At 53.7% G+C, this 12,578-nt stretch carries 9 protein-coding genes, 1 tRNA gene and 1 pseudogene; 9 read left to right on the forward strand and 2 right to left on the reverse strand.

The features are described 5' to 3' along the window. Positions 1-74: 74 nt before the first annotated feature. The 7 genes from ABNV41_RS09505 (at position 75) to ABNV41_RS09535 (ending at position 8,183) form a co-directional block, all read left to right on the forward strand. The gene (locus ABNV41_RS09505) at positions 75-1,841 is read left to right on the forward strand and encodes a chloride channel protein (protein WP_050818565.1); all 1,767 of its coding nucleotides are present in this window, start codon (positions 75-77) and stop codon (positions 1,839-1,841) included. 124 nt (positions 1,842-1,965) lie between these two features. After that, positions 1,966-2,997, forward strand: coding sequence for an NAD(P)H-quinone oxidoreductase (locus ABNV41_RS09510; protein ID WP_349934628.1), 1,032 nt, complete (start codon positions 1,966-1,968; stop codon positions 2,995-2,997). Between the two features lie 143 nt (positions 2,998-3,140). After that, positions 3,141-3,839 (forward strand): YggS family pyridoxal phosphate-dependent enzyme, encoded by a 699-nt coding sequence (locus ABNV41_RS09515; RefSeq protein ID WP_050818566.1) that lies wholly within the window; start codon positions 3,141-3,143, stop codon positions 3,837-3,839. A 113-nt stretch (positions 3,840-3,952) separates the two neighbouring features. After that, positions 3,953-5,935 (forward strand): potassium transporter Kup, encoded by a 1,983-nt coding sequence (locus ABNV41_RS09520; protein ID WP_050818567.1) that lies wholly within the window; start codon positions 3,953-3,955, stop codon positions 5,933-5,935. A gap of 4 nt (positions 5,936-5,939) precedes the next feature. Further along, complete coding sequence (hemW, locus tag ABNV41_RS09525) at positions 5,940-7,094, forward strand: radical SAM family heme chaperone HemW (protein WP_349934629.1); 1,155 nt, start codon at positions 5,940-5,942, stop codon at positions 7,092-7,094. Between the two features lie 44 nt (positions 7,095-7,138). Beyond that, positions 7,139-7,573, forward strand: a complete 435-nt coding sequence (locus tag ABNV41_RS09530; RefSeq protein WP_050818569.1) for a DUF1489 family protein — start codon at positions 7,139-7,141, stop codon at positions 7,571-7,573. Positions 7,574-8,107: 534 nt separating this feature from the next. Next, a tRNA-Glu gene (locus ABNV41_RS09535) sits at positions 8,108-8,183 on the forward strand. 47 nt (positions 8,184-8,230) lie between these two features. Here ABNV41_RS09535 and ABNV41_RS09540 read toward each other — a convergent pair. Then, positions 8,231-8,650, reverse strand: a complete 420-nt coding sequence (locus ABNV41_RS09540) for a cytochrome c (RefSeq protein WP_349934630.1) — start codon at positions 8,648-8,650, stop codon at positions 8,231-8,233. Beyond that, positions 8,650-9,660, reverse strand: a pseudogene (locus ABNV41_RS09545) (flavin monoamine oxidase family protein); the annotation flags it as partial. The gene ABNV41_RS09540 and the pseudogene ABNV41_RS09545, both read right to left, overlap by 1 nt. Positions 9,661-9,753: 93 nt before the next feature. On the opposite strand from ABNV41_RS09545, the gene ABNV41_RS09550 reads away from it, so the two are divergent. Beyond that, on the forward strand, positions 9,754-11,139 hold the full coding sequence (locus ABNV41_RS09550; protein WP_012812390.1) for an IS1380-like element IS1380A family transposase: 1,386 nt from the start codon (positions 9,754-9,756) through the stop codon (positions 11,137-11,139). A 261-nt stretch (positions 11,140-11,400) separates the two neighbouring features. After that, positions 11,401-12,423, forward strand: a complete 1,023-nt coding sequence (locus tag ABNV41_RS09555; RefSeq protein ID WP_050818395.1) for an IS110 family transposase — start codon at positions 11,401-11,403, stop codon at positions 12,421-12,423. The last annotated feature ends 155 nt before the right edge of the window (positions 12,424-12,578 follow it).

Genomic DNA, 12,578 nt, shown 5'->3' on the forward strand with positions numbered 1-12,578 from the left:
TCATATGCCATAAAAGTGCATGACACTTATGTGATGTGTTGGACGTTGCTCAGTCGTCCTGTTATGTCCGACCCATGACAGGATTGCTGGACCACCTGCGCACTCATAAAACGCCTGCACGCCTTTTGCTGACCTTACGCGCCTTGGTGCGTACGGATTCCTTATGGCTTGTTGCACTGGCTGTTCTTATTGGTCTGCTGGCTGGTGGCGCTGTCAGCCTTATGACCAAAGCAACTTTTCTGGTTCATCAGATTCTAGCGCCCGGTCATTCCCGACTTTCTGGCCTGCAACACATTACACCTTTACACGCCCTGTTGGTTCCCATTTTCGGCGGATTGTTGCTTGGGTTATGGAACCTCGCCCTTACCCGCCAACGCCATCGGCCTGTAGACCCTATTGAAGCCAATGCCCTGCACGGCGGCCGCATGACCCTGAAAGACAGCCTGATTGTTGCCGGGCAAACTGTTCTTTCAAACGGTTGCGGTGCGTCTATTGGGCTGGAAGCCGGTTTCAGCCAGATTGGAGCCGCATTTGGCTCCCGCATTGGGCGAAACCTCCGCATGCACCGTGCAGATATACGCCTGTTGGTAGGGTGCGGTGCGGCTGGCGCTATTGGCGCTGCGTTTGATGCCCCTCTGGCTGGGGCTTTTTACGCGTTTGAGCTGGTTATTGGCTCCTACGCCTTTCCCCTCCTTGCACCTGTGGCCTGCGCATCTCTCTGTGCTTTGGCTGTTGTGCATCTTGCGGGGGCCAATCTGCCAGAACTCTCTCTTGCATTGCCACAAGCCATTCCACCGCTGGCATATCCGTTTCTCATACTGCTGGGCGTTGCCACAGCCCTTATCGGCGTTGGGCTGATGAAAAGCGTGACACTGACGGAATCTCTTTTCCGTCGTATTCTGCCTCCTCTTTGGTTGCGTCCGGCAGTAGGTGGATTACTGGTTGGGTTACTGGCCCTGATTTCTCCATCTGTGCTGTCTTCTGGGCACATGGCCATGCGGGAAGGGCTGATTATGCCGCCCACATTATGGCTGGCCATAGGCCTACTTCTGCTGAAAGCCTTGGCCTCTACCATTTCCATTGGCAGTGGCTTTCGTGGTGGTCTCTTTTTTGCATCTCTTTATCTGGGCGTTCTAACGGGAGCAGCCTTTACGGGGCTGACAGCCCCTCTTCTTTCTCTGCCCATTACGCTTTGCACCGTTGCCGGCATGTGTGCACTGGCGACAACCATTATTGGTGGCCCCTTCACCATGATTCTGTTGGCGCTGGAAACAACACACAGCGCCAACATGACAGCAGCCGTGGCTTTGGCTGCCATTACATCCTCGCTCACCACTCGGCGTATTTTTGGCTATTCCTTCACCACATGGCGCTTTCATCTGCGTGGAGAAAACATTCGCTCTGGCGTAGATGTGGGCTGGATGCGCACACTGACCGTGGGGCAGATGATGCGCACACAAGTGGATACGCTGCCTGCTGAAACGTCTGTAGCCCAAGCACGCACTGCGTTTACGGGCCGCGCACCCCGTTACATTGTTGTGCTGAATAATCAGCACCACTGCATGGGACTGGTAGAATACGCGCAAGTTCAATCCATGGTAACGCCCGCTAACCACCCCTTGCAGAGCCTGCTACCTTCAGACAGCATGGTTCTTGCGCCAGAAGATAGCCTCTCCCGCGCTTTGGCTGCGTTTGAAAGCACAAGCTTGCCCGCCTTGGCTGTTACAGACACAGATCACAATGTGCTTGGCATACTAAGTGAACGCTATGTTTTACGCCGTTATGCAGAAGAACTGGAACGCACCCGCCGGGAACTGGCAGGTGAAAAACACCGGCGCTAGCACATCACAAACCAGAGAAAACAGCCAATTATAGCGCAGACGTGAACGTGCATGAGGTGTCTATACGATAATGCAAATACGTTAAATATTTTTGGTTTAACCACTACAAACGGTGGAACAATCTATGTCTGCAGCCCCCCTTTTACCTTCCACCATGAAAGCCATCTGTTTTACGCAGCCGGGCGCACTCGATGTGCTGCACGTGGAAACCATTCAGATTCCGCAGCCTGGCCGCGGCGAAGTGCTGGTACGCGTGATGGCTGCTGGCGTAAACCGGCCGGATATCATGCAGCGCAAAGGGCTTTATCCCTCTCCGCCCGGTGCTTGCCCTAGGCTGGGGCTGGAAATAGCAGGGGAAGTTGTTGCGCACGGTCTGCCGCAAGAAGATGTTACAATGCCCGCCATAGGGAGCCGCGTATGCGCCCTAGCAAATGGAGGCGGATATGCAGAATATTGCCTTGTACCTGCCGGGCAGTGTCTGCCTTGGCCTGAAGGCTTTAATGCCATAGAGGCAGCAGCACTGCCGGAAACCTTTTTTACCGTGTGGTCTAACCTTTTTATGCCCACCATGCTGCCCAAAGATGCACGGGTATTGATCCATGGGGGCAGTAGCGGCATTGGTACAACGGCTATTCAGCTCGTTAAAGCTTTTGGCGGCACGCCTTTTGCAACAGCCGGAACTGATGAAAAATGCGCTCTGTGCGAACAACTGGGTGCACAAGCCATTAACTACAAAACGGAAGACTTTGCCGAACGCATTGCGGAACTGACCAAAGGCAAAGGCGTAAATGCTATTCTTGATATGGTGGGTGGCCCTTATTTTGAACGAAATCTCAAAAGCCTCGCCTTTGATGGCAAGCTCATCATTATCGCACTGCAAGGTGGCGCAAAGGCCGAACAGGCTAATCTGGTGCGGATTATGACGCACCGGCTTATTGTAACAGGCAGCACGTTGCGCCCGCGTGATAGCGCCAGCAAAGCCCGCATTGCACAGGAGCTGAAAGCAAAAGTCTGGCCCTTGCTAACCAGCCGCACAATACGCCCACTTATCCATCAAACTTTTCCATTGGCACAGGCTGCGGCTGCGCATCAGGCAATGGAAGATGGGCACCATTTGGGTAAAATTATCTTAACAGTCGATTCTCTTGCAGTATAAATTTGCTTTTATACTCGGCATCCTTCAGGCGCTTTAGTCCAAGTTCTCTAGGCGCCTGAAAAGACTATCTTCCCATCTCAACATAGGTATGCGGCGTTTGCGGCACTTGACCAAGTGCGCATCTTCAAGAATTTTGACGCCTCATGGAAACACCATCCACCCTTCCCTCATCTGTTCTGGCGGACCGGCTTGCGGCCGTTCGCCAGAATATTGACGCAGCAGCACATGCAGCAGGCCGGGATCCCGCCTCTGTTACGCTGGTTGCCGTTTCCAAATTCCATCCGCTTGAAAGCGTGCAGGAAGCTCTTGCCGCAGGCCAGCGTGTGTTTGGAGAAAACCGGGTGCAGGAAGCCGCCAGCAAGTTTCCCGCCCTGCGGGCAACTTATCCTGACCTCCGACTGCACCTGATCGGCGGCCTGCAAACAAACAAAGCGCGTGATGCAGTGCGCATTGCCGATGTAATAGAAAGCCTGGATCGGCCGGAACTAGCAGAAGCCTTGACCAAAGCGGCAGATAAAGAAGGCCGCCTGCCTGAGCTGTTGATTGAGGTTAACACAGGTGATGAGCCCCAGAAGTTTGGTGTCCCGCGTGAAAAAGCAGATAGCTTTATCCGCACCTGCCGCCAGCAGTTTGGGGCCAAACTGCAAGGACTGATGTGCATTCCACCTGCCACGCAAGACCCAGTGCCGCATTTTAGGCTTCTGCGCAGCATGGCGCAGGAACATGGGCTTCCTGTTATTTCCATGGGAATGTCTGCCGATTACCCACAGGCCATTGCCGAAGGGGCAACTCTTGTGCGTGTTGGTACCGCAATTTTCGGCCTGCGGCCACCTTCTCCCTGATTTTCATTTTCTGGGTGGAGGCCAGTATGCCTTGCTTCCACCTATCTGCGCCCTTTATGCAGGGCGAACGGGGCAACGTGCCCCTGCAAGACTGACGTGGAGCCAGAGACACCATGACTGACCCCGCCAACAAACCGGCTGGTTCTTCCCCTACAGGAGATCAGCCGCATGTGGCTTCAGCGCCGGAACCGCGGCGCATTACGGAATTTGACGCCGACCAACCGCAGCACGCTGCCGCCCCTGTTGGCTTTGCTGCTCTGCTGGGTGTGTTGGGCGTTGTGTATGGTGATATCGGCACCAGCCCACTTTACGCCTTCCGCTCTACGGTCGAAGTTATTTCGGGCCACCATCAGGTAGCCCCGTGGGAAATTCTGGGCGTTGCCAGCCTGATTTTCTGGACGCTGATCCTGATTGTCACGGTTAAATACGTCATCCTGATCATGCGGGCTGACCATAATGGTGAGGGCGGTATCCTTGCCATTATGTCCCTCGCGCAACGCGTGGTTATCAACCAGAAAACCCGATGGATATTAGGGCTGGTTGGTATTGTAGGGGCCTGTCTGTTTTTTGGTGATGGCATTATTACCCCTGCCATTTCCGTGCTTTCCGCCATTGAAGGCGTGGAAGTGAGTGTGCCTGCGGCGCATGACTTTGTGATACCCGTAGCCATATTGGTGATTATCAGCCTGTTTAGCGTGCAATGGATAGGCACGGGCAAGGTTGGCGCCATATTTGGGCCAATCATGCTGCTGTGGTTTGGCACGCTGGGTGTGCTGGGGCTGATGGAAATTCTGCATCACCCAGCTATTCTGATGGCGCTTTCACCCACCTACGCGCTGGAATTTATCTTCTACCACGGCAAGCTTTCCTTTCTGGCACTCGGCTCTGTCGTATTGTGCGTTACCGGGGCAGAAGCTCTGTATGCTGATATGGGCCATTTTGGCCGTGCCCCTATCCGCTATGCGTGGCTTTTCTTTGTGCTGCCCATGCTGGTGCTCAACTATTTTGGGCAGGCCGCACTGGTTATTGCTGACCCTAAAGCCTTGGCAAACCCCTTCTTCCTGCTGTGCCCGCACTGGATGCAGGGGCCAATGGTGGTGCTTTCTACCTTTGCCACTGTTATTGCCAGTCAGGCCGGTATTTCCGGCGGCTTTTCCATCTGCCGCCAGTTGATCCAGTTGGGCTATATGCCCCGGCTTCGCATTACCCACACCAATGCCGAAGAAGAAGGCCAGATTTATCTGCCGGACTTCAACCGCTTCCTTGCCGTTGGAGCCGTACTGCTGGTGGTGGCCTTCCGTAGTTCCGATGCCTTGGCCTCCGCCTATGGTATTGCGGTTACGGGCACATTTATCTGCACCTCCATTCTGGCCATTGTCGTTTTCCATCGCCACTTCAACTGGCCTGCATGGAAAGTGGGAGCCATATTTGGCGGCTTCCTGCTGCTGGACAGCACCTTCTTTGCTGCCAACGCCCTTAAAATTCCTGATGGCGGTTGGGTGCCAGTGCTGCTTGGCTGCGTGCTGACCCTGATGATGACCACGTGGAAAAAAGGCCGCAGCCTTATTATTGCACGCCAGCGGCAGGATAGTCTGCCCATGGGGTCCTTCATTGCCCGGCTTCCGCAGTCCCGCATCATTCGTGTACCGGGCATGGCTGTGTTCATGACCAGCACACCAGACTTTGTGCCTCCGTGCCTGCTGCATAATTTACGCCATAACAAGATCCTGCATGATCATGTGCTGTTCGTAACCGTGCAGAACCTTGATCAGCCAGAAGCAGAGCGCGGCCACCGCGTGGCTGTAGAAGAACTGGCGCCAGATATCTACCGCATTGTGCTGCGCTACGGATTTATGGAAATGCCCAACATTCCCCGCGCGCTGGAAGAACTGAAAGCCAACGGCGTGGATTTTGATGCCCTTCAGGCCTCCTATTTCACATCCCGCGAACTGATTACCCGTTCCTCTGTGCCGCGCATGTCGCGCTGGAGAATGTCCATCTTTCTGTTCATGCTCCGCAACTCTACCTCCAGCATGGAATTCTTCCGTATTCCGCCGGATCGTGTTGTGGAACTGGGCGTGAAAGTGGCTATCTGACACTGTGGAACAGGACGCACTCGCCCTTTATATCCACTGGCCATTCTGTTTGGCCAAATGCCCGTACTGTGACTTCAACTCACACGTACGGGCAGAAATTCCACAGGCGCGCTTTGCGCAGGCCCTTCGCGCAGAACTTGCGCACGAGGCAAACCGTTTGGGCCGCCGCCGCCTGACATCCATCTTTTTTGGTGGCGGCACACCTTCTCTCATGGCCCCGCAAACGGTCGCAAGCCTGATAGATGATGCCACATCTCTATTTGATGCTGCCCCCAACCTTGAAATTACGCTGGAAGCCAACCCAACCAGCGTAGAAGCCGAAAGACTGAAAGATTTCAGGCAGGCCGGAATCAACCGTGTATCCCTCGGTATTCAGGCTTTGAATGATGAGGCTTTGCATTTTTTGGGCCGGCAGCACTCCGCCACACAGGCACTGGCTGCGCTGGAACTTGCGCGTTCATTGTTCCCCCGCATTACGTTTGACCTGATTTACGCACGCCCCAACCAGAGCGTGGCTGCATGGGAAACAGAACTAGAGACAGCGCTGCAACTGGTGGCAGATCATGTCTCGCTTTATCAGTTAACCATTGAACCTGGTACCAAGTTTGAAGCCCTTTACCGGCAAGGCAGTTTCAGCCTACCGGATGAGGAAACAGCCGCAGCACTTTATGAAACAACAACGGCTATCACGCACGCACATGGGCTGAATGCGTATGAGGTTTCCAACTACGCCAAACCGGGCAGTGAAAGCCGCCATAACCTGACATACTGGCATTACGGTGATTATCTGGGCCTTGGGCCGGGTGCGCATGGGCGCATTACGCTAGATGGCCAGCTTTATGCCACACGCAGGCACCGCGCGCCCGAACCTTGGGCCGAGCTTGTAGAACGCACGAGTTCTGGACAGACATCTCAGGAGCCGCTTGTACCGCAGGAACGTGCGCGAGAAATGTTGCTAATGGGCCTGCGTTTACAAGAAGGCATTGCACTTAGCCACTTTCAGGCCCGCACAGGCCTGCAACCAACCGAAACCCTAGACCCGGTTATTCTGGCTGCTGCGTTGGAAGAAGGCTACCTTGTGCAAACGCCCACCCATTTATACGCGACAGAAGAAGGCCGCTTGCGGTTAGAAGCCCTATTGCATGCATTGGTGCTTTAAAAATAGAGCCTTGTCTGGCGTAAGTAGTACACTACATTGGAAAAATGCTTAATCTGATCAAGCTGGCTGTAGGCATTGAATCACTCGAAGATCTGAGTGAACGGTTAAAACAGCCATTCAATACGCACAGCCACCCTGATTATGATACGCCCCTGCCTGTGGTGCACACGCGTTCTTTCCCCAAACAGAAAGATGCCCTTCTAGATGGTGGTTCGCTTTACCGCGTTATCAACGGGCTTATTTTGTGCCGACAACCCATTCTGGATATTCAAACCACAACACGGGCTGATGGTACACAGGGCACACTTATCTTGCTTTCTCCCAAGATTATTCCCGTAGAACCCCGCGCCATGCGGGCATTTCAGGGGTGGCGGTACCTACAAAGCCAAGATACACCACCTGATTTACAGGGAACCGAAGCGCGCACAGAAGGCCTGCCCCTTTCTCTGCAGAAAAAATTGTTAGAACTTGGCCTGTAAAATATTCCCTATCACCCGGGAATAACAGCACGACCGGTATAAGGAAGGCTGCAAAACTTTACCTGCCCAAGTTCAATCAAACAGGATGCATACACACCATTAAGCTGCTGAATGACCGCTCTACCTGTATAAGGTGCAGCACAGAATGTGATGTTTCCTGCTGTAATTGAGCACGTATAATATGCACCGCTTCCCAATGGGAACGGCATTGCAGCCTTTCCCGTAAAAGGCTTACTGCAAAATACAGGATGCCCAGCCGAAAGCTGACAGACCGCAATATTATGCAAGCTGCTTTGCGCGAATGCTGCTACCGTAACCGTGCAGACAAAATAACAAACCGTTAGGCCTTTTATAAAATGTTTGATTGGCATGTGCATTGCTGGCCTTAATCGGGACTCATCATGCCATTTTAACCAGAACAATCAGTTAGCATATTCTGGAATGATTATTTTTTCAAAAACCTCCACAAAAGTCCATTTCCTGCCTTGACGCCCCCCAGCATTATCTCTACAAAGCGCCTCAACACAGCCTCTTGTCCCGTTCGTCTAGAGGCCTAGGACACCGCCCTTTCACGGCGGCAACACGGGTTCGAATCCCGTACGGGACGCCAAGTCTTTTTAAAGGCTTGCAGGCAAAGTGCTTTTATTCTCAAAAAATTTATTCATATTCTTCGGTTAGATGTGGCCGCATCATCGTAATAGTGTCCGGCTTGATTGCATTTGTATAATGGTTATCAAAATGTGTACGAATGTAATTTACAACATTGGCTATTTGTTGATCATCCAGGGTGACGGCAAACCATGGCATAGCGCCCATGCCGTTAAGCACAACAGATGCAGCATATTCCGCACTCTGTAATTTGGGATTTTTCGCCAAGGCAGGAAACCGGGCACCAGCACCTTTTGCACCCTTTCCATCTGACATATGGCAGCTCTGGCAGATGTGCTTATAAATATCAGCACCATCTGAAAGGGATTGTGTTTTATCTATTACATTACCAGAGCTATCAGCCCATGCCGTTGTTGATATAAAAATCAGAAGTGAAAAGAAGGTAGTATAAAAAAACGTATTACGCATCAGGCTGCCCCCACTATGCGTTGATGCAAGCGCGTAATAGCATCCAAGGCAGATAAAATGGCACCTTCCTGCCAACATCCAACATAAGAAGCATGCTCGCCTGCCAGCACAATGCGCTTATCTATGCTGCAAAGTGTTTTATAGTGTGTTCGCCTTGCTTCCTCTGTCCACATGGAACAACATCCCATAACCCATGGTGTCCGGCTCCAAGCAAAGCTCACACCGTTTGAAAACTCCTTGTGATATTGAGGATGAATAATACTTCCCTGCTCCAAAGCACGTTCCAGGCGTTCTTGGGGAGGCATTCCAACATAGTCATACGCAGGCGTTCCAAACAGATAGCCCCCCAGCAATACTGCCGGTCCTTTCCTGAAATACCCATGACTGGGATAGGAAATCTGGCTGATCGGCTGATCTGTAAAGCTGATGCCACCGTAAATCTGCTCATCCTCTTCCCAGAATCTACGATTAAACTCCAGTCCGATTTTAACAGAAGATGCATACGGTACAGCCAGGATTGCAGCTTTCATCGCATCTTCCACCTGCACATCCAGTTGTGAGAGAATGGAAAGAGGAATAGTGCAGATACAATAATCAGCCTGCATCTGTCTAACAGCGCCACCACGTGCCATATCGTTATAAGTAACGGTTACACCCTGTTCATTCTGGGAAATCTTTGTAACTTTACAGTTTAATGTAATGAGATCTTTAACTTGTCGTGCAAAACCCTTGCCAATCTGGTCCATGCCACCCACAGGTTGGAACAGTGTTGTCTGCATATCAATACGTTGGTTAAATGCCATCCAGTCCCACAAACCAGATTTCATGATATCTTTGCGTGCCAACACCTCTGATGGGATAGGTGCACCATTCAAACCGCCACCTTGCGCACGCTCAAAACCACGACGCCATGAACTGACAGTACCTTTTGTATAAGAAAGGTCTGGCGTAAGAGCCCCCCATGATTTCATGGCTTCAATTAAATAATGATGCTCGTCTTCACTGACGACGCGGAAATCTCACAGAAGGGTTGTACATCGGGTTAGATTATGAAAAAGTCTGTTTTGTAGAAAAGAAATTTCCATAATCATCAAGAAAACCCGATGCAGACAGAGTGTAGCGCAGGCGCGTATGAGTTTCCAGCCTCCTGTGGACGGCGTGTTGTGGCCCGTTTTGACGGGGGTCGCATGAGTTCGGATGGGGGCGTCATTCTGGTGAAGCAGGCTGATGACATTCTGGGGCTCAGCCGCCGCTTTGCTGCCTGTTTTCGCGATAAGCGGCATCCCGGCTTTGTGGAATACCGGGTTGAAGACCTTGTCCGTCAGCGGATCATGGGCCTGGCACTGGGCTATGAAGATCTCAATGATCACGATGCCCTGCGGCATGACCTGATCTTTGGTCTGGCCTCGGGTCGTCTGTCAGGAGGCCGGGCAAACTGCGCAGCATTGGCTGGCAAATCTACACTGAACCGGTTGGAGCGCAGTGGGCACAAGGCAGATCGTTACTGTCGGATCATTGCTGATCATGAGGCCCTGGCTACCCTGTTCGTCACGCTCTTCCTTGACCAGCATGAGCACGCACCCGCCCGGATCGTTCTGGATGTGGATGCCACCGATGACCGTATCCATGGCCATCAGGAAGGCCGCGCCTTTCATGGATATTACGGCCATAACTGCTATCTTCCCCTGTATGTCTTCTGCGGGGACCATCTCCTCAGCGCTACCCTGCGCACGGCAGACAGGGACCCGGGGAAGGAAGCACTGGCAGACATCCGCCGGATCGTCGAGCAGATCAGGAGCCGTTGGCCCCGGGTGCGTATCCTGGTGCGTGGGGACAGCGGTTTCGCCCGGGACAGTCTGATGACATGGTGCGAAGACAACCACGTTGACTTCCTGTTCGGGCTTGCAGGCAACACCCGCCTGTATGACCGGATTGCCTCTTTGTCCGCTGAGGTTCGTGACGAAGCCGCCACGACAGGCAGAGCTGCGCGCGGTTTCGCCTCCTTTGACTGGATCACAAAGGACAGCTGGACGCGCCGCAGGCGGGTCGTGGCCAAGGCCGAATGGCGCCACGGCAACCGCTATCATCGCTTCATTGTCACCACCCTACCGCAGGGAATGTCCGACCCCCGCCATCTCTACGAACAGATTTACTGCGCACGCGGGGATATGGAAAACCGCATCAAGGAATGCCAGATGGATCTGTTCTCAGACAGGACCTCGTCCCACACCATCCGGGCCAACCAGCTCCGGCTGTGGTTCTCGGCCGCAGCCTATGTCCTGCTGACCGCTCTGCAAAGACTGGCCCTTGGCCAGACCAGCCTGGAGACGGCGACCTGTGGCACCATACGCGCACGGCTGCTCAAAATCGCGACACGTGTAACGCTCAGCGTCCGTCGGATTGTCCTGTCCATGCCGGACATGTTCCCCTGTCAGCATGAATTCGCCCTCGCTCATGCACGATTGCGAAGGCTCCGGCAGGCCATCTGAAGAAACAGACAGTGCACAGACCACATAGCTTCCACCAACACTGCCTTCTCAGGCCGTGACACCCTCACTGCGTTCAGAACCCGCCGCCAGAAGCAGAATATCGTCAATATTCCAGATCGGGCTCCTGTGGGATGACTGAATTCTACAAAATGACCCGAAATTGCCTCAAGTGTGAGATGGGGTGGTTGCCGTCCTCCCCGCACGGCATCGCAATGTGCCAGAATGGTCGTTGGAAGAAACGACTGCGCGAAAGGACGGCAGATGAAGGATACAGTGATAGGCGTTGATCTGGCAAAGAACATTTTCCAGGTTCATGGAGCTTCGCGTGCGGGCGAGGTGATGTTTCGCAAAAAGCTGCGTCGTCAGCAGTTTATGCAGTTCATGGCCACGCAGCCGCCTGCTCTGGTCGTTCTTGAAGCGTGCGGGAGCGCGCATTACTGGGCTCGCGAACTGGCAGGAGCTGGTCACGAGGTCAGACTGATCGCTCCGCAGTATGTGAAGCCTTTCGTGAAGCGCCAGAAGAACGATGCTGCTGATGCGGAAGCGATCGTCATTGCGGCCCGGCAGCCGGAAATGCGCTTTGTCGAACCACGCACTGAAGCGCAGCAGGCGCGTGGCGTTCTTTTCCGGGCCCGGCAGCGTCTGGTGCACCAGCGCACGGAACTGGTGAATGCCCTGCGTGCCGTTCTGTATGAATTCGGTCTCGTCGTGCCACAGGGGATTGCGCATATCAGACACATTGAAACCATGCTGGATGAGGCGGTTCTGCCAGAGGCTGTGAAGCAGGAATGCCTTGATCTGCTGCGACAGATTTCGGAGCAGAGTGTGCGGATTGATGTCAGAACAAAGAAGATCAGGATGCTTGCCCAGGAAAGTGAAAACACCTGCAGATTGCAGAGCATGCCTGGAGTGGGTCCTCTGACCGCTCTTGCGATTGAAGCTTTTGCGCCTGACCTGCAGAGCTTCCGGCGCGGGCGCGACTTTGCTGCGTGGCTGGGGCTGGTGCCCCGTCAGTTCTCATCTGGCGGAAAGGAAAGGCTGGGGAAGATATCAAAAGCCGGGCAGGCTGATATCCGCAGGCTTCTCATCATGGGCGCCATGACCCAGGTGAACTGGGCCAGCCGTAAGGCCCCTGCACCGGGAAGCTGGCTGGCACGGATGCTGGCCCGCAAGCCCCGTATGCTGGTAGCCATTGCGCTGGCCAACAGGATGGCACGAGCCATCTGGGCCATGGCAACAAAACAGGAGGATTATCGGGATCCGGCCCTGTCCCTGGCAGCCTGAGCGATGGCTCGGCTCCCGCGGATGGAACCGGTAGGGGTGTGAGAGGGCGATGACCTGAATGGGCGCATGATCGTTTGATCCGGATCGGAAAAACCAGTGGATTTCTCTGTGCTTTAAAGCACGCCTGTGAGATTTGGATCTGATCCGCTGATCAC

It is taken from the genome of Acetobacter sp. A11-2 (assembly GCF_040208445.1).
In the GTDB taxonomy this organism is placed as follows: domain Bacteria; phylum Pseudomonadota; class Alphaproteobacteria; order Acetobacterales; family Acetobacteraceae; genus Acetobacter; species Acetobacter oryzoeni.

What these genes read in the sequence shown, in the direction of transcription:
- ABNV41_RS09505 (WP_050818565.1), top strand. Translation starts at nt 75, where the DNA reads ATGACAGGATTGCTGGACCACCTGCGCACTCATAAAACGCCTGCACGC.
- ABNV41_RS09510 (WP_349934628.1), top strand. Translation starts at nt 1,966, where the DNA reads ATGTCTGCAGCCCCCCTTTTACCTTCCACCATGAAAGCCATCTGTTTT.
- ABNV41_RS09515 (WP_050818566.1), top strand. Translation starts at nt 3,141, where the DNA reads ATGGAAACACCATCCACCCTTCCCTCATCTGTTCTGGCGGACCGGCTT.
- ABNV41_RS09520 (WP_050818567.1), top strand. Translation starts at nt 3,953, where the DNA reads ATGACTGACCCCGCCAACAAACCGGCTGGTTCTTCCCCTACAGGAGAT.
- ABNV41_RS09530 (WP_050818569.1), top strand. Translation starts at nt 7,139, where the DNA reads ATGCTTAATCTGATCAAGCTGGCTGTAGGCATTGAATCACTCGAAGAT.
- ABNV41_RS09540 (WP_349934630.1), bottom strand. Translation starts at nt 8,650, where the DNA reads ATGCGTAATACGTTTTTTTATACTACCTTCTTTTCACTTCTGATTTTT.
- ABNV41_RS09550 (WP_012812390.1), top strand. Translation starts at nt 9,754, where the DNA reads ATGCAGACAGAGTGTAGCGCAGGCGCGTATGAGTTTCCAGCCTCCTGT.
- ABNV41_RS09555 (WP_050818395.1), top strand. Translation starts at nt 11,401, where the DNA reads ATGAAGGATACAGTGATAGGCGTTGATCTGGCAAAGAACATTTTCCAG.